The sequence below is a fragment of the Paenibacillus sp. FSL L8-0644 genome, assembly GCF_038008165.1.
Classification (GTDB): Bacteria; Bacillota; Bacilli; order Paenibacillales; family Paenibacillaceae; genus Paenibacillus; species Paenibacillus polymyxa_D.
The window spans coordinates 503,980-520,295 of record NZ_JBBOYN010000001.1 but is presented as its reverse complement, the minus strand read 5'-3'; the positions used below and the strand labels follow the sequence as shown (position 1 = coordinate 520,295).

Genomic DNA, 16,316 nt, shown 5'->3' with positions numbered 1-16,316 from the left:
TCCACTTTTCACTGCTTCTTTTTTCTGCTTCTATTGTAACGCTAAAAGCAGCGAAATGGAACCGATGTCAACTGATACCGTTTACAATGATCTTAAACGGGGTATATAATATTCCATAACTTGTATACCAGTATGCAAAATCATTTCCTAGATAGGAGTATCCTATGAAATATCCAACAACCTGGTTACAGGGCGCATCGCTTGGGGAAAGGATTGCTTGTGAACTTCGGCTTCAGATTATACGCGGCGTTCAGACACCAGGCACTGTGCTATCTGAGAATCAGATTGCTGCCGATTTTGGTACCAGTCGTTCTCCGGTGCGTGAAGCCTTGAAGGCACTCTCGGGCGAAGGACTGATCCGTCTGGAGCGCATGGGGGCGATTGTCGTCGGCATGACACCCGGTGATATGGAGGAGCTATTCGATGTGCGAATGCTGATTGAACATTTTGTTGTACAAAGGTATGTACATAGTGATAATGCCACATTGGTGACTGTTTTGAATCAGATGATTGACAAAATGGAAGTCGCTCTCAAGTACAGGGATGTCGTTGAATTTTCTCTTCAGGATTTTAATTTTCATGAGGCTCTGGTTCTGGAAGCAGGCCATACCCGTATTCTTCATACCTGGAACGGTATGAGACAGCTAATCCTAACCGTCATGTTAGCTGCGACAGAACAACGATTTGCGTCCAACATCGAAGAATCACAAGTCACGATTCACAAACATCGAACCTTTGCAAACGCTTTAAATCAGGGGGATGCTCAGGAGTTGTCAGGATTTATTGAGGATCATTATCGAGATACCCGCAACGCGGTTAACGATAGCGTCCTGTCTCCCTACAGAAGAAAGACATCGTCCTAGCCACAATATGCGTGACAAAGAGCAGATGTACCGCGCTTTATGCGTTTCTCGCTGGCGCGGCTCTCTTTTAATTGAAGTTGTCGACAAGTATACATTTAGCTATACATATAAGAATAAGGAGGCAGACCTTCATGAACACATTATTCGGCTTAAGCCATAACGCGTCCCTGCTCATATGGGCGCTAGTTACCGTCATTCTTTTGATTTTGCTGATTGCTAAATTCAAATGGAATCCCTTCGTTTCACTGCTGCTTTCGTCGGTATTTCTCGGACTGGTTAACGGGATGCCTGGTCATGAAGTTACTGCCTCCATCACCAAAGGGCTCGGCAGTACACTTGGCTCCATCGCCATCGTGATCGGTTTAGGCACAATGCTCGGTAAAATGATGGCAGAATCTGGCGGTGCCGAACGCATCGCGACTACACTGATGGATCGTTTTGGTGAAAAACGCGTTCATTGGGCGATGATGATCGTAGGCTTTATCGTGGGAATTCCGGTGTTTTTTGAGGTTGGTATTATTTTATTAATTCCCATCCTGTTCACGGTTGCCCGTAAAATGAACATGTCTCTGCTGAAAATCGGTATTCCAATGCTGGCAGGACTATCGACGGTACACGGCCTTTTACCACCCCACCCGGCTCCGATGATCGCGATTGAAGCCTTTAACGCCAATATTGGACGCACGATAGGATATGCACTCATCGTGGGCATCCCATCCGCCATTATTGCAGGCCCGGTCTTCGGCGCTTGGATTGGCAAAAGAATCATGGTCAGACCTTCCGAGAGGCTGGACGAGCAGTTCAGAAATACGACGGGGCGGTCGTTGCCTCCCTTTTGGATTACTTTGTTCACCATTTTGTTACCTGTTATTCTAATGCTTAGCGGATCAGTCGCTGAAATTGTAGACCCGGCCAATACACATCCGCTCACTGTATTTTTCAAATTCATTGGTGATGAGGTTATGGCATTACTGATTGCGGCCGTGTTTTCTTTTTTCTCGCTAGGCTATGCACGTGGTCTAAAGAAAGAGGACTTGTCCCGTTTTACCAGTGAATGTCTGGCACCAACAGCCTCTATTATCTTAATTATCGGGAGCGGTGGTGCATTTAAAACGGTATTGATCGACAGCGGTGTAGGTCAGGCCATTGCAGCGGTCGCTACAGGAGCCCATATGAATGTGATTGTATTTGCTTTTCTGGTCGCTGCGCTCATTCGTGTAGCCACTGGATCAGCGACAGTCGCGATGACGACAGGCTCCGGTATTGTCGCACCTGTGCTGGCACTTACACCCGGCGCGAATGTCGAACTGGTCGTCCTTGCTACAGGAGCAGGGTCGCTGATCTTGTCTCATGTGAATGACGCCGGTTTTTGGATGATTAAAGAATTTTTCAATATGACGGTTCCGCAGACTCTAAAGTCATGGACCGTTATGGAAACCATCCTCTCCCTGGTCGCTTTCGGTTTGATTATGCTGCTGAGTGTGTTAACTTAACGATAATGAGCTAATAACGGTAAGTGAAGGGGAGATTGAATATGACAGACACCCGATATATGATCGGCGTCGATATCGGTACGACCAGTACCAAAGCAGTTCTTTTCGAAGAAAACGGCAATATTGCCGCCCAGCACCATGTGGGTTATCCGCTCCATACACCTGAGCCGGATGCGGCAGAACAAGATCCGGAAGATATTTTCAAAGCTGTTGTGACGACGGTGCAAGAGGTCATGCAACAAAGCGGAGTGTCAGCCGAGCATGTGCTGTTCGTCTCCTTCAGTTCGGCCATGCACAGTGTACTGGCGGTGGATAAGAATGGCAAACCGCTGACCGCCTCTATCACTTGGGCAGATAACCGTAGCGCCAAATGGGCCGAAGCGCTCAAACATGAATACAACGGACACGATATTTACTTACGTACCGGAACGCCTATTCATCCTATGTCACCGCTCACAAAACTAATGTGGATTACACGGGATTTACCAGATGTTGCGACCCAGACGTACAAATTCATTTCCATTAAGGAGTACGTTTTTGCCCGGTTATTCCACCAATATGTCGTGGATCACTCGATTGCCTCTGCAACTGGACTTATGAATTTGCAGCAGTTGGACTGGGACGAGGAAGCGCTGCATATTGCAGGTGTGACGAAGGAGCAGCTATCCGAGCTGGTGCCGACAACTCATATGCTCATAGGGCTGGATGAGACCTATGCACATGACATGGGCCTACTGAAGACGACTCCTTTTGTGATCGGAGCCAGCGATGGTGTCTTGTCCAACCTTGGTGTGAATGCGATCAAGCCTGGAGTTGTCGCTGTTACCATCGGCACCAGCGGAGCCATCCGCACCGTAGTTGATAAGCCGCTCACGGATGCCAAAGGGCGCTTTTTCTGTTATGCCTTGACCGAAAAGCTGTGGGTCATCGGCGGCCCGGTGAACAACGGAGGTATAGTCTTCCGCTGGATCCGGGATGAATTTGCAGCCTCCGAGGTGGAAACGGCCAAACGACTGGGACTTGATCCGTATCATGTGCTGACCCAAATTGCGGAACAGGTACGTCCTGGCTCTGACGGTCTGCTCTTTCTTCCGTACTTATCCGGTGAACGTGCGCCCCTATGGGACCCGAATGCTCGCGGCTCCTTCTTCGGTCTGTCCCTGCGTCACAAAAAAGAGCATATGATTCGCGCCGCTCTGGAGGGTGTGCTATTCAATTTGTATACCGTCATGCTCGCCATGGAAGAAGTCATCGACAGACCGTCAGTCATTCACGCCACGGGTGGATTTGCACGCTCGGAGCTATGGAGACAGCTCATGGCAGATATTTTTGATCAGGAAGTCATTATCCCCGAAAGTCTGGAAAGCTCATGTCTGGGTGCAGCTATTCTAGGCTTGTACGCACTGGGACGGATTGATTCGCTGGATGCTGTGTCCGGTATGATTGGTACCACTCACCAGCACAAACCGGTAGCAGAACACGTGGATATTTATCGCGATTTACTGCCGATTTATATTCGCATTTCACGTAAATTCGAAGAAGAATTCAAGGATATTGCGGAATTTCAAGCCAAGTCCCTACAGTCTTGAGTTACAAGGTAAACCGAATGGAGTTACAGCAGCGAAGCCATAGGCCCTTAAACTTGTAAAGCGAAGACCCTTCTCATCAAGGGTCTTCGCTTTATTGTTGTGCGCCCTTCGTCACGTAGAGCAGCATTTGTGCATTTTACAGGAAATCGGCCAAGACCGAAATTACAGAAACAGGGTTTTAGAGATGATCACCAACAAAATAAACAGAACCAGAATCGCTCCTACAGAGGTCCATGCGCCTACGCCGCAACCCATACCGCCTACTCCGCACATATGACTCATTTACAACACTCCCTTCGCTCATTTACAGGATCATTGTATGTAGACCTGGTCAAATGCGTAAGGGGGGCATTCCACCATTTTTGCGGCGAATGCCTGTTTATTTTGGAGACTAGCATTATGTATTAACCTCAAAATTATAGAACCCCTCAAGTGTTGCTCTCTTCATCATCAATACTGCACAAGTCCCAAGGAATCCACTCAGCAAGCCACACCTCATGCCCTGCATAATAAAATGCGATTCCCTCTTCTCTTGCTTTAATCGTGTTTACCTTGAGCATGACCAATTCACCTCTTCGGCTCCCTGCTAATGCTGCAAAGTTAGTGCTTTCAGATAAATGTACATACTTTCTGCCAACAGGATCTAAACCATCCGCCATAATAAATGGCAATGCTTGCTTATTCGTACCATGGTATAGTACATCTGGTGGATTCCCGGGAGTATACTCTATCTTTTGATAGCTATGTCCATATCTAGCTCTGATTCTACCGTTATGGATTTCAAAACGCTGCTTATCTGAATTGCGCACGATCCGCTCAATATCAGTCTGCTCTACACCTGACCAGCCTGGCAAGCTTTGAATGATTTGAAGTAAGTGTTCCACAGTACAAGAGCCGTCTGTAATGTCTAACTTTAGCCCGGATTCCTCGGGTTTGTGTCGCAGCATTTTGCTCATTATTTTACTTAGCTTCATATCTTCCTTTTGTTTCTTCATTGAATTTCTCCTTCCTTTAATATAGTAGATCAAAAGATATTTCTACATAAAATTAAGGATTCCTCTTATTTCTTCTTTATACGCTAAAAGACCATCAGAACCGGGAAGGTCTGATGGTCTTTATCAGAAAAGATGCTAGTTATGCCTCTCTGCGTCTGCGTGGTGTCAGACCAAGCCAGGACAACAACGAACTGCGCGATTTTCGTTGTCTGCCCTGGTAGGTACGCAAATTCGTAATTAACTGCCGATCCCGTTCCTCGTCGATTTTTTCTTTCATCCAGCGTTTTTGATCCTCCAGTTGGTTAGACAAGTTGATATTCTTTTCCACCAAACGACTATGCTCTGCTTCCAGTTCCTCCAAACGGCTCCGCATTTCCAACAAAGCGTTTTGCACCATGTCCTGCATCTGCGCCAGTTCTTGTGGCTCTACGGACTCCTGTGTTTGTACAGATACAGGCGCTTGCTTCAATCTATACTCAATAGTTGATGCCAAAATCTGGAACTCTTCCTGCAACTGTAGCTGCATGGGTTCTTCTGACAGTGTCTGAGCATTCATTTCATCCTGTAACTCTGTCAGTTCAACCGTAGCAGCGACTTGAGCCTGCATGACCGTCTCTTCCCTGCCTTCAGCCGCCGCCATTATTTCTTCCCAGGTTGCGGTCAGTGACTCAGCATCCGAGATGGGTGGCAAGCGGAATTCCTCATCCTCCATTGGAAAGGGAGCGGTCACTCTCTCAAGCACCACCTGAACCGCCTGCTCCATCGTCATATGCTGCTCACGCAACGCCCTCCGCATCACCTTCAAGCACTCAACATCCTCAGCACTGAACATTCTTGATTGATTCGCGGAACGCTGAAACACATACCCCTGCTCCTCCAGCGCCGCTGCATATTTACGAAGGGTACTCGCCCCGATTCCCAACTGTTTTGCTGCTTCCGTCGTCGATTTGATTTCTTCCATTTAATCATTACCTCCCCGGATGGTATGGAAAGAAATAAGCTTGTATATGTAGAATTCGCGAAATCCATTGGAAACCCTTTGGCAAAAATGTTCTAATATTGCAGACTGCTAAGAACCTTTGTCATAACGGAATCTTTGTAGAAATACAAGAAACGACATTGCAGAGAATACTTCGTTCTATGTACACTAAAGACTCTTTAAAGAGCGTCACATAAATGTCATACTTTTATAATTCCTATGGCACTATTCCTTCCATCAACATAGTTCATGTTATAATTTATACAGCGGTCACCTTAAATATAAATTGAAATGCACTCTCCTACCTTCCAGTAAAAGTATTGATAATTTACGTTCATTCTACAATTAATCGCAGAAAGACACCTCTTTCACAGTTCATTTTTAATTTTCCGGAATGGAGACAAAAAAATGGATATTTTCAAAAGATCAGCAATATGTTATGTTATGTAACGTAAAATGGATTTCAGGCATAATTTGTAGCATATTAACGTTCGCTGGAACGAGGAGGCAACATAGATGAAGGGGAAGGCAAGGAAAGTAGCTATTGTCGGCGCGGGAATGGTCGGTTCGAGCTGTGCCTACTCAATGGTTAATCAGTCCATTTGTGATGAAATCATGATGATTGACCGCACGTATGATCGGGCTTTGGCCCATGCACTGGATCTGTCCCATTGTATGGAGTTTACGTCCACACGCACTAAGGTACGTGCAGGCACGTATGCAGACTGCACGGATATGGACGTGGTGATTATAACGGCTGGAGCCAACCCTAGACCAGGTCAAGACCGCCTGTCTGTACTGGACGACGCAGTGCTTATCACCAGAGAGATTGTAACAGCGATTATGGAGGGTGGCTTCGACGGTATATTCGTCATTGCCGCTAATCCTGTCGACATTGTAACGTATATGGTACAAAGTATATCCGGTCTGCCGCGCAACAAGGTGATCGGCACGGGCACCTCTATCGACTCGTCCCGGCTCAAGACGTTGCTTTCTGAGGTGTTTTCCATAGATCCGCGCAGCGTACAAGGATATGCTCTTGGCGAGCATGGCGAATCCCAATTCGTTGCCTGGTCACACGTAACGATTGGCGGTAAGCCGCTTTTACACATTTTACGGCAGCATAAGGAACGATTCAGCCACGTCGATCTGGACGACATTGCCCGTAAAACCAGGGATGCAGGCTGGGAAATCTTCACCCGCAAAGGCGCCACTTATTTTGGTATTGCCAATGCTCTGGCATACATTACCCGTTCCATTTTAAATGATGATGGTAAAATTATAGCGGTCTCTGCTGTATTGGACGGCGAGTACGGGCACACCGATGTCTGCACGGGCGTTCCAGCGATTATCGGCAGCGGAGGAATTCAAGAGGTCATCGAGTTGGAACTAAGTCCAGAGGAACAAGCGAAGTTCGACGCCTCTTGCCACTTTATCAGCAATAATATCCGTGCCATTTCAGACTTAGTGTAAACCAATAGCACAGAAAAAAACTCCTTACCCTCATTGAGGATAAGGAGTTTTTGCAATCCCCGTATTTCGCCCTATATCTCTTTATAACGAAATACCGTCAGTCCCGCCAACGTAAATACGACAAAGCTGCCCATTATAACCGTCAATAGTGTATCAGTTGGCACCATGAACGCCCCAAAGTTGTCTCTTCCACTCGGCATCATCGCCAATAAAGGCTGTGTCCATGGATAGTACGGACCGTAGGTTTGAGAATTGGCGACCAGAATATTCGGCACGGTGAACACAAAATTCAACGCAAGCGGTGCGGCAAAGCTGGACCACAAGAAGGATACCATCAACTGCAACGCAGCCAGCGGCAGGCAGGCCACCCAGCCTGCGAGCAGACTTTGAGCGATCACAGCCCAAGGAATCGGTCCGTTCATCCCCTGCACAGCTCCAACACTCAGCAACGCTCCCCCGAACAGTAGCTGGGTCAATCCGACCAAGGCCATAATGATAGTCAGCTTAGCTGCGTACAGACTGGTGCGGGACAATGGCAATGACATCAGCTGCTTCCAGCCGCCGCCCCCATGCTCGAAACGGCAGACCAGAGACCCAAACACGGCCGTCAGCATCGGCAGGAACAGCAGCGCATGAACTGTAAGCATGGCTGACAACAGCAACAGCCAGTTCCCTCCCGGATTCGCCAGCAAACCAATCAGGACGGCAATCGCCGGGCTGACGAGCGCGAGCAGCCAGACGGGCGATTTCGCCATTTTCAACCGTTCAACAGAAAGTAACCGTGCATATCCTCCGAACATTACGCCACATCCTCTCGGCTAAAATGGGCCGCTGTCAGCAGGCTGAGAAGCATACCCGTTCCGCACCCGACGGACGCAAACATCCACGCTTGAGGTGCAACCCAGGCGAATTGAGGCCAGGCCAATGGAAACCATTCGGACAGCTGTGAAGCAAACAAGCTGCCGATACCTAACGTAATGCCCAGTGTTACAGGTAGCGCTTGATTATGGAATGTGACTGTTAACCACAACAATAATACGAGCATAGGCAACGTGCCGCCTAAGGGCCAAAATCCGAGTCGTAGCAGTTCTCCTACGGGTGCAGGTTCTCCCCCGAAGCCAAGGATCATTCCCAACACCCAAGTCCCTACCGTCAGGAGTAGACAGGACACACACAGCATCCCAATCGCCAACGTCAGCTTGGCCATATAGACGCTGAATTTGGAAATCGGCAAGGCCAGCAACTGCTTCCATGAGTTAGATGTATGCTCCACATTCGCCAACATGGAAGCCACCATAGTAGCTCCTAGCACCAGCGCAAGGGGTACAAAAAGAGCGATGTTATCCATCAAAACTTCCCACAGATGACCCTTGTTACGCGGAATCAGATAGTCATATCGAAGTCCAAAGTTGAGCGCCTGCATGGCCACCAGCCCAAGGGGACCGAGGAACACCAAGAACCAGATTCCCTTTCTGCGTGCTTTGAGCAGATCCGCCGTGAGTGCTCGCAGCATCATAAGGAAGCCCCTCCTTTGCCCACCACCTGCATGAACATATCCTCCAGCGATTTGCGGCGTTCCTCCACACGGTATACGGCATGCGTATTTTCGACCAATCTTCTGACCAGCAGCGCAACAGCCGCATCATTCATGTTCTCGAACTCCAGCGCCGATCCGTCCTTCACCGAATGGTAGCCCTGCTCACGCGCAATCAATTGGGCTGCTTCCGGTTCCGACACGACGATCCGAATTCCGCCCGCGGATTCCTGACGGAGATTATGAATCGTGTTTTGAAAGACCAGCTCTCCTTCACGAATAATACCTACGGTATTCGCCATATGCTCTACCTCGCTCAACAGATGGCTGGATACCAGTACGGTGATCCCCCGTTGCTTGGGCATCGCCTGAATCAATGTGCGCATTTCCTGAATACCCTCCGGGTCCAAACCATTCGTAGGCTCATCCAAAATGAGCACTTCTGGATTCCCAAGCAGGGCTGCTGCAATACCAAGTCTCTGCTTCATGCCCAGCGAGTAGCCTTTGACTGGACGTTTGGCATGCTTGGTCAGTCGGACGACCTCTAACACTTCCGCAATGTTTTGCTTGGGTACATTCAAAATACGGCGAATGGCCTCCAGATTTTCAATGGCGTTCAAATGACCATAATACGAAGGATACTCCACCAACGAGCCGACTTTACGCAAAATATCAAGCTTATGTCTGCGAATATCTTTGCCGAATATACGGATCGTTCCTCGAGTTGGGCGAATAAGTCCAAGCAGCATGCGGATCGTTGTCGTTTTCCCTGCTCCATTTGGACCCAGAAATCCGTAAATATCTCCCCGAGCTATTTTCAGGTCCAGCTGATTAACCGCCGCGCGGCCTTTGTATATTTTGCTGAGACTGTTCGTTTCAATAATGTATTCGTTCAAGTTCCTCACCTCGACACCTATCGTAACGTGCCAAGTTTAAAGCCAAGGGAACTCTGAGTTTAAGTTTTGTTTAAAAAACGGATTCGGGTCCCGGCTGATGAACTGAAAATCTCCCTCTCCAAATTCATTTCGCGAGCCAGCAGTTCTGTAATCGCCAACCCAATCCCGGCTCCTTTTTCACTGGACTGTTGCTCCATACCAGGCCCTTTATCTGTGATAACCAATGCCTCTGTCCCATTATCCTTCTGGACTTGAACACCAATATATCGGCCTGAGGCAGCATGGCGAACTACATTTTGAAAGAGATTGTCCAGCAGACGACGGAAGCCTTGCTCATCGACATTCCACACCATACTATGCTCAGGCAGGTCGATATCCACTTCAAAGCCCTCCTTCTCCCACACCGGATACCAGCTGGCTACACACTCCCGCACTAGCCGCAGGATATCACGCGGTGTGTTATTCATGGTGTATTTGCCACTGGATAGGAGATTATAGGTCAGCAAGTTGTCGATCAGACTCCCAAGGTCCTTTAGCTTGTTTTCCATTAGTGTAATCGACTGTTTCCCTCTGCTGCTGAGATTTTCACCATCTAGTGTATACAGATGGCTACGCACGACCGTAAGCGGCGTCCGAATATCGTGTGACAGATCCGCGACCAGTCTCTTCCGTAGCTCTTCCTCCTGACGCTCACGTCCCCGACTCTCTGCCAACTGCTCGACCATCTGATTAAATGCTTCTTCCAGCTTGCCGATTTCATCCGGGTGTCCAGTGGCAACAAGAATAGGCAAGCCGTCCTCTCCTCGCTGCGACATGGCGGCCTGAAGCTGCAACAGTCTACGCCGAATGTCTCCAAAAAACAGAAGAGATACGGATATAAAAGCGCCCAAAATCAATACAATAAAAAAGAAATAGTACATCAACATACTACTATCAGTAGGTGGCTGTTCAAAGAACGAACGAGGCACTTTTAATACCATATAGCCCTGATTTACATCATTCTTGCCCCCGCCAATAAAGGCTACTACCGTAAACGGCCCCTCATAGCTTGCTTGCTTCATAAAAGCTATAGCCTGCGCAGCGTTCCATTGTTTTGGCAGGGTAGGTTGGGTCGGTAACTCCAACCTAGTTAACCCTGCGGTATCCACCCAAAATATTTGGGATTTAGGGAACATATCTTGTTGTATTTTGCGCAGATGGACTGAGATTTGCTCTGGTGTGGCTCCCTTCAAGGCTACAGCTTCGCGATGCCAGCTATTTTCGGTATGGGTAGCAGAGGGATAGTAAGCGTTTTTAGGCTTGGACCCCGCCCCCCAATTGAATAACACGCTATATATCAAGGCTGTAGCAGGCAACACAATGGGCAACAGCATCATAGCAACCACAATGATGACCAGATAACGGAACAACAGTGAACTGCGAAACCGACCTCCCTGATCCGGCTTAGAGCTGGGATGCAACCTCCTCCAACCCTTGCGCGTCCTGTTCATTATGCTTTCACCCGATATCCTACACCACGGATCGTCTCAATGATGCGAGGTGTCGCAGGATCAATCTCCAGCTTTTCGCGCAGGTGTCGGATGTGAACCATTAAAGTTTTGTCTCCGTCGATATATGGATCTCCCCATACCGCTTCATACATTTGCTCTTTCGTCATAATCTGGCCCAAATGCCGCAGTAAATAAGCAAAAATGTGATATTGCTTGCCTGTCAGTGTAATTTCCTCCCCGGTATCACGGTTCACAATACGGTTATCAGGAGAGAACACAGAGAGATGCCCCAGTTGTAAGGATTCTTCAGGCACGGTTCCTGATCGGCGCAGCAAAATCTCCATACGTGCTATGAGCTCGTCCGGGTGAAAGGGCTTGGTTACATAATCGTCGGCGAAATCCAGTCCTTGCAGTTTATCGTCTATGGAGGTACGAGCAGACAACATGAGAATGGGAAGCTCCGGGTACTCTTTCTTGAGCCGTTTCCCTATGGTGAATCCATCCAGACCAGGTAACATCACATCCAAAATCACGAGTTGGCACGTACGGGCTGCCTCCACAGCCCCATCCCCGCTGCGAAGCCATACTACAGCGTAATTCCGCTCTTCCAAATACTGATGCGTCCAAGCACCGATATCCTGGTCATCTTCGATGTATAACACATTTGTTTTCATCATGAGCACCTACTTATCGTTTTTCTTTTATGTAATGGGCATTATAGCATTTATGGTACATAACCCACTTAAAAAGGTTAATAACTATCTTATACGACATACGCTTCACATTTTCAAATTTGAATGCTTATGAAAAAAGGAGGCCTACCCGATGCTGCTGGAAGCTATATACCATCACCCGAAACGCAATTGGGCTTTTGGTTATAATGATGAAACGATATTTCTACGGCTACGTGCGAAGAAAAATGACCTGAACACCGTTCATGCTCTCACCGGAGATAAATACGATTGGGACCGCACCCGACAGCTTGTCCCGATGTCCAAATTCGCTACTGATGGCAGGTTTGATTACTATGAGTGCAGTATAAAACCTACTCACCGTCGGCTGAAATATGGATTTTTGCTAGAAGACGGTGAGGAAGGTATTTGGATGAACGAGGACGACTTTACTACCCAAGAACCCGAAAATGCAGATAAACTGTTCCAATATCCGTTCTTGAACCCGATTGATATTCTGAAGCCACCTGCATGGGTGAAGGATGCGGTATTTTATCAGATTTTCCCGGAACGATTTGCGAACGGTGACCCCTCCATCAGCCCAGAAGGTGCAGAGACATGGGGTGGAACCCCACAAAGAGACAATTTTTTCGGTGGCGATCTACAGGGGATTCTGGATCACCTAGACCACCTGAACGAGCTGGGAATTAACGCCATATATATGACTCCTGTCTTCAAGGCGACGACCAATCATAAATATGATACAGAGGATTATATGGAGGTGGACTCACATTTCGGGGACAAAAAGACATTGAAAAAACTGGTCGATGCCTGCCACGATCGAGGAATTCGGGTGCTGCTTGATGCGGTGTTCAACCATTCAGGGCGTACTTTCAAACCGTTCGTCGACGTCCAGGAAAAAGGCGAAGCCTCGCCTTACAAGGACTGGTTCCATGTACATAGCTTTCCCCTGAAAGTGGTGGATGGCATACCGACGTACGATACATTCGGGCTGGAACCGATGATGCCCAAGCTGAACACCGAACATCCTGAGGTAAAAAAGTACCTGCTGGATGTGGCAAAGCACTGGATCGAAGAAATCGGCATCGATGGTTGGCGGTTGGATGTGGCAGACGAGGTGGACCACGCCTTTTGGCGGGAATTCCGCACTACGGTCAAGCAGGCCAATCCGGATGCGTACATTTTGGGTGAAATGTGGAATGAATCGTCTGAATGGCTTCAGGGGGACCAATTCGATGCAACGATGAATTATCCGTTCACCTACGCGGTGAATGATTTTTTCGTCAAAAAAGTGACCGATGCCCAAAGCTTTGCCTACGCCATCGGACGACAGCTGGCCCGCTATCCACAGCAAGCATCCGAGGTTGCTTTCAATCTGCTGGATAGCCATGATACACCGCGCCTACTGACGCTGTGCGGGGGCGACAAGCGACTGATGCGGCTGGCTGCTTTGTTCCAGTTCACGTATATGGGCGCACCCTGCATTTTTTACGGCGATGAGATCGGCCTGGATGGAGATGCCGATCCAGGCTGCCGCCAGTGCATGGAGTGGGATGCCGATAAGCAGGACCACGAGCTGTTCGACTTTTACCGCGAGCTGATTGCGCTTCGTAAGGGGCACCCGGTCCTCCGTGACCAAGGAAGCATCACTTTCCTGGAGGCACAGCCGGAGGGTGCCTCACTTGCCTACGAGCGCCGCAGCGAGGAAGAAGTGCTGCTCGTGCTGCTCAATCGTTCCGATGAGGATCACGTTTTTGAATTGGACATTCCTGAGCAGGAATGGCAATTAGCCTTTGGCGAAAGCCAGTGGTCCGTAGGACCGAAGGGACTGCATGCCGAGCTTCCTCCTTACGGATATGCTGTGCTGAAGGCAACGCCTGTGCGATCAATCAACTCTGCAAAAGAAGTCGACAACAAGACGCAAAGCAAGGCATAGGCTATGTAGACGCGGATGCTGATGAAAGTACCTGCCGAATACGGCAAAAAAAGCGAAACCACCAGGAACAAGATAGTTAACTTGTTCCTGGTGGTCTTTTTACGTTAAATATGGGCTTCTATCCAAGTCGATTATTTGTTTTTAACATCTGTTCTTACTACCCCAACGTCTGAAGCATTGATAGAAATGGGGTTGCCGCCTTGCCCTGTTTGAGCTGAAGAAGATTGTCTAACGTCCACCCTAATTCTTTTGCCCTTAAAGCCAGTTCGTCTCCTTTTTCCCAATGCAGTGGCCTCCTTAAGTCTTCATGGCTTCATAAACCTCTCAATATGACCTAACTGTGGAGAGATATGCTATATGCATATGCCGCTGAAGAAAACAGGTCTCGGCGAATATCAGATCATAGAGAAAAGAGGCTATTAGTACCCGAGCTGGCAAGCTCCTCCAAGAAATTGCAACGAACATACTAACAGCAAAAGAGCGGAACCTGCTTTTACAGGCTCAATGTGGCTTTAAAACCATCATTGAGCCTGTAGTGATTAATGATATAGAATCATTGCTTATATCAGCTATCAACAAGCCAGCAGCCTTTCATGACTATCGTTGAACGCTAGCAGATTCGCTTGTAGATGATTGAATATTTTAATCCGTAAAATTTAAAGCGTTTACAAGTTAAGCGGCAGGTTGCCGGTCAGAGACGGCTGCTTGACCGGATCACTTTACAAATTGGCTTAAGCCAATACACCAAGAGCGTATCCAATAATTCCTATTGCGAATAAAGCAAAAATCAGAGCTATAGCATTTACTTTCTTTTTGAGCAGTCTCATGCATAAAAAAGTCAGCAAGAGAGGTAACAGACCAGGTATCAATTGATCCAGAATCATCTGTATCGTCGTAACAACCTCTACTCCATCCGAACGGGTATATCGGGATACTTCGAGTGGTATATTCAGAGTAGTCCATTTGGATACGAGGGCGCCCATAACAAATAGTCCCAGGATGGAGGCCGATTCCGTAAGCTTTTGCAGTCGGTTTCCGGACATGTCGGACACAATCTCCGTCCCTTTTTTGTAGCCGTATTTCAGTCCGTACCACTTAGTGGCCAGGCGAATAACATTAAAAAGCAAGAAAAATAGGACAGGCCCGATAACGCTTCCGGACAACGCAATGGAAGCTCCTAATGCAGCCAGAACGGGGCGTAATGTTCCCCAGAAAATAGGGTCTCCTACTCCAGCCAAAGGTCCCATTAAGCCAACTTTCACACCACTTATGGTAGCATTATCAATCGGCTGGCCATTGGCTTTCTGCTCCTCCATAGCGGCCGTTACCCCCATAATCGGTGCAGAGATAAACGGTTGAGTATTAAAAAACTCCAAATGCCGCTTTAGTGCTTCTTTTTGGTCTTCCTTCTTGCTGTATAACCGCTTGATTGCCGGAATCAAGGTGACACAAAAACCAATCGACTGCATACGCTCAAAGTTAAACGAGCCCAGCAGGAACCATGAACGGAAAAACATTTTGTTTAAATCGCTTTTGGTCAACTTTTTTTCTTCCATAGTACCCCACTCTTTCATTAAGAATTTCTTTAGAGCTCTTCAATTTCACCCACTTGATCTTTGAGCTGGCTATATTTAGGATTGAGCTGGATATACAGCAGAGCCAGAACCGCTCCCATGATTCCAAAGCCAACCAGATTGATGCTTGTAAATGCCGCGATGACAAAGCCCAAGAAAAAGAAAGGCATCAGATATTTGGCTGCCATCATGTTAATAACCATGGCATATCCTACAACGACGATGAATCCCCCTGCAATTTGCAGCCCTTTTGTAATGACCTCCGGGATGGCATCCAGCAAAGTCGTAACTAGACCGGTTTCTGCTGCAATAGCCACCAATACGGCAGGCAAAGCGACACGTAATCCCTGAAGAAGGAGGGCTATGAAGTGACATAATTCAATTCCTTTGAAATTTGAAGATTCGGCATATTTATCTGCCAGATGCTGAAAGAACACGGTAATCGTTCTAACAAAGATAGTTAACACTTGTCCGCCAGCCGCAATCGGAATCGCAACGGCAATTCCCGCACCGATCGATTGGTGCCCGACAATAACCAATATGGTTGAGACTACACTGGCCAAAGCCGCATCCGGAGCCATGGACGCTCCGACATTCATCCAGCCCAAAGCCAACAATTCCAGCGTACCGCCTAGAATAATACCGGTTTTGAGATCTCCCAGGACCAGACCGATCAGTGTACACGCAACTATAGGACGATGAGTCTGTCCTTCATCCAAAACACTGCCCATTCCGCAAATGGCTGCAACCAGCGTGACCATTACGATTTCAAAAACACTCATGTTTGACCCCCTCTCTTATG

The 16,316-nt window shown here is 48.0% G+C and carries 16 protein-coding genes; 5 read left to right on the top strand and 11 right to left on the bottom strand.

The window, feature by feature from the left end; translation table 11 throughout:
• Positions 1 to 164: 164 nt before the first annotated feature.
• From NSS94_RS02300 to gntK, 3 genes are all read left to right on the top strand, one after another.
• Positions 165 to 863 carry a GntR family transcriptional regulator gene (locus NSS94_RS02300; RefSeq protein ID WP_165147990.1) on the top strand — a complete coding sequence of 233 codons (699 nt, stop codon included), beginning with the start codon at positions 165 to 167 and terminating at the stop codon, positions 861 to 863.
• Between the two features lie 131 nt (positions 864 to 994).
• Positions 995 to 2,356 carry a GntP family permease gene (locus NSS94_RS02295; protein WP_341038480.1) on the top strand — a complete coding sequence of 454 codons (1,362 nt, stop codon included), beginning with the start codon at positions 995 to 997 and terminating at the stop codon, positions 2,354 to 2,356.
• Between the two features lie 41 nt (positions 2,357 to 2,397).
• Positions 2,398 to 3,945: a gluconokinase gene (gntK, locus tag NSS94_RS02290; protein WP_341038478.1), complete on the top strand. Its 1,548-nt coding sequence runs from the start codon at positions 2,398 to 2,400 to the stop codon at positions 3,943 to 3,945.
• Between the two features lie 162 nt (positions 3,946 to 4,107).
• On the opposite strand, the gene NSS94_RS02285 is transcribed toward gntK, so the two are convergent.
• The 3 genes from NSS94_RS02285 to NSS94_RS02275 all read right to left on the bottom strand — a co-directional run bounded on the left by NSS94_RS02285 (position 4,108) and on the right by NSS94_RS02275 (position 5,901).
• Positions 4,108 to 4,227 carry a hypothetical protein gene (locus NSS94_RS02285; protein ID WP_013369112.1) on the bottom strand — a complete coding sequence of 40 codons (120 nt, stop codon included), beginning with the start codon at positions 4,225 to 4,227 and terminating at the stop codon, positions 4,108 to 4,110.
• Between the two features lie 146 nt (positions 4,228 to 4,373).
• Positions 4,374 to 4,940 (bottom strand): RNA 2'-phosphotransferase, encoded by a 567-nt coding sequence (locus tag NSS94_RS02280; RefSeq protein ID WP_318627652.1) that lies wholly within the window; start codon positions 4,938 to 4,940, stop codon positions 4,374 to 4,376.
• A 139-nt stretch (positions 4,941 to 5,079) separates the two neighbouring features.
• Complete coding sequence (locus NSS94_RS02275) at positions 5,080 to 5,901, bottom strand: MerR family transcriptional regulator (RefSeq protein ID WP_341038476.1); 822 nt, start codon at positions 5,899 to 5,901, stop codon at positions 5,080 to 5,082.
• Between the two features lie 534 nt (positions 5,902 to 6,435).
• Here NSS94_RS02275 and NSS94_RS02270 point away from each other — a divergent pair.
• Positions 6,436 to 7,392 carry an L-lactate dehydrogenase gene (locus tag NSS94_RS02270; RefSeq protein ID WP_029514718.1) on the top strand — a complete coding sequence of 319 codons (957 nt, stop codon included), beginning with the start codon at positions 6,436 to 6,438 and terminating at the stop codon, positions 7,390 to 7,392.
• A 71-nt stretch (positions 7,393 to 7,463) separates the two neighbouring features.
• On the opposite strand, the gene NSS94_RS02265 is transcribed toward NSS94_RS02270, so the two are convergent.
• From NSS94_RS02265 to NSS94_RS02245, 5 genes are read right to left on the bottom strand one after another with little or no spacing between them, the layout of a single operon-like run.
• Positions 7,464 to 8,192 carry an ABC transporter permease gene (locus NSS94_RS02265; protein WP_069010775.1) on the bottom strand — a complete coding sequence of 243 codons (729 nt, stop codon included), beginning with the start codon at positions 8,190 to 8,192 and terminating at the stop codon, positions 7,464 to 7,466.
• A complete protein-coding gene (locus tag NSS94_RS02260; RefSeq protein ID WP_341038473.1) occupies positions 8,192 to 8,908 on the bottom strand; it encodes an ABC transporter permease in 717 nt (238 codons plus the stop codon). Before NSS94_RS02260 ends, NSS94_RS02265 begins: the two co-directional genes overlap by 1 nt.
• Complete coding sequence (locus NSS94_RS02255) at positions 8,905 to 9,822, bottom strand: ABC transporter ATP-binding protein (RefSeq protein WP_069010774.1); 918 nt, start codon at positions 9,820 to 9,822, stop codon at positions 8,905 to 8,907. Before NSS94_RS02255 ends, NSS94_RS02260 begins: the two co-directional genes overlap by 4 nt.
• Before the next feature lie 59 nt (positions 9,823 to 9,881).
• Complete coding sequence (locus tag NSS94_RS02250) at positions 9,882 to 11,312, bottom strand: sensor histidine kinase (RefSeq protein ID WP_341038471.1); 1,431 nt, start codon at positions 11,310 to 11,312, stop codon at positions 9,882 to 9,884.
• Positions 11,312 to 11,986, bottom strand: coding sequence for a response regulator transcription factor (locus tag NSS94_RS02245; protein WP_029514713.1), 675 nt, complete (start codon positions 11,984 to 11,986; stop codon positions 11,312 to 11,314). The genes NSS94_RS02250 and NSS94_RS02245 overlap by 1 nt, the downstream gene beginning before the upstream one ends.
• A gap of 151 nt (positions 11,987 to 12,137) precedes the next feature.
• Here NSS94_RS02245 and NSS94_RS02240 point away from each other — a divergent pair, with 151 nt between their 5' ends.
• The gene (locus tag NSS94_RS02240; RefSeq protein ID WP_341038470.1) at positions 12,138 to 13,940 is read left to right on the top strand and encodes an alpha-glycosidase; all 1,803 of its coding nucleotides are present in this window, start codon (positions 12,138 to 12,140) and stop codon (positions 13,938 to 13,940) included.
• 131 nt (positions 13,941 to 14,071) lie between these two features.
• Here NSS94_RS02240 and NSS94_RS02235 read toward each other — a convergent pair whose 3' ends face one another.
• From NSS94_RS02235 to NSS94_RS02225, 3 genes are all read right to left on the bottom strand, one after another.
• A complete protein-coding gene (locus NSS94_RS02235; protein WP_176715694.1) occupies positions 14,072 to 14,224 on the bottom strand; it encodes a hypothetical protein in 153 nt (50 codons plus the stop codon).
• 447 nt (positions 14,225 to 14,671) lie between these two features.
• Positions 14,672 to 15,514 carry a PTS mannose transporter subunit IID gene (gene manZ / locus NSS94_RS02230; protein WP_275041127.1) on the bottom strand — a complete coding sequence of 281 codons (843 nt, stop codon included), beginning with the start codon at positions 15,512 to 15,514 and terminating at the stop codon, positions 14,672 to 14,674.
• Positions 15,515 to 15,525: 11 nt separating this feature from the next.
• Positions 15,526 to 16,296, bottom strand: coding sequence for a PTS mannose/fructose/sorbose transporter subunit IIC (locus NSS94_RS02225; protein WP_318627655.1), 771 nt, complete (start codon positions 16,294 to 16,296; stop codon positions 15,526 to 15,528).
• Positions 16,297 to 16,316: the final 20 nt, after the last annotated feature.

What these genes read in the sequence shown, in the direction of transcription:
- NSS94_RS02300 (WP_165147990.1), top strand. Translation starts at nt 165, where the DNA reads ATGAAATATCCAACAACCTGGTTACAGGGCGCATCGCTTGGGGAAAGG.
- NSS94_RS02295 (WP_341038480.1), top strand. Translation starts at nt 995, where the DNA reads ATGAACACATTATTCGGCTTAAGCCATAACGCGTCCCTGCTCATATGG.
- gntK (WP_341038478.1), top strand. Translation starts at nt 2,398, where the DNA reads ATGACAGACACCCGATATATGATCGGCGTCGATATCGGTACGACCAGT.
- NSS94_RS02285 (WP_013369112.1), bottom strand. Translation starts at nt 4,227, where the DNA reads ATGAGTCATATGTGCGGAGTAGGCGGTATGGGTTGCGGCGTAGGCGCA.
- NSS94_RS02280 (WP_318627652.1), bottom strand. Translation starts at nt 4,940, where the DNA reads ATGAAGAAACAAAAGGAAGATATGAAGCTAAGTAAAATAATGAGCAAA.
- NSS94_RS02275 (WP_341038476.1), bottom strand. Translation starts at nt 5,901, where the DNA reads ATGGAAGAAATCAAATCGACGACGGAAGCAGCAAAACAGTTGGGAATC.
- NSS94_RS02270 (WP_029514718.1), top strand. Translation starts at nt 6,436, where the DNA reads ATGAAGGGGAAGGCAAGGAAAGTAGCTATTGTCGGCGCGGGAATGGTC.
- NSS94_RS02265 (WP_069010775.1), bottom strand. Translation starts at nt 8,192, where the DNA reads ATGTTCGGAGGATATGCACGGTTACTTTCTGTTGAACGGTTGAAAATG.
- NSS94_RS02260 (WP_341038473.1), bottom strand. Translation starts at nt 8,908, where the DNA reads ATGATGCTGCGAGCACTCACGGCGGATCTGCTCAAAGCACGCAGAAAG.
- NSS94_RS02250 (WP_341038471.1), bottom strand. Translation starts at nt 11,312, where the DNA reads ATGAACAGGACGCGCAAGGGTTGGAGGAGGTTGCATCCCAGCTCTAAG.
- NSS94_RS02245 (WP_029514713.1), bottom strand. Translation starts at nt 11,986, where the DNA reads ATGAAAACAAATGTGTTATACATCGAAGATGACCAGGATATCGGTGCT.
- NSS94_RS02240 (WP_341038470.1), top strand. Translation starts at nt 12,138, where the DNA reads ATGCTGCTGGAAGCTATATACCATCACCCGAAACGCAATTGGGCTTTT.
- manZ (WP_275041127.1), bottom strand. Translation starts at nt 15,514, where the DNA reads ATGAAAGAGTGGGGTACTATGGAAGAAAAAAAGTTGACCAAAAGCGAT.
- NSS94_RS02225 (WP_318627655.1), bottom strand. Translation starts at nt 16,296, where the DNA reads ATGAGTGTTTTTGAAATCGTAATGGTCACGCTGGTTGCAGCCATTTGC.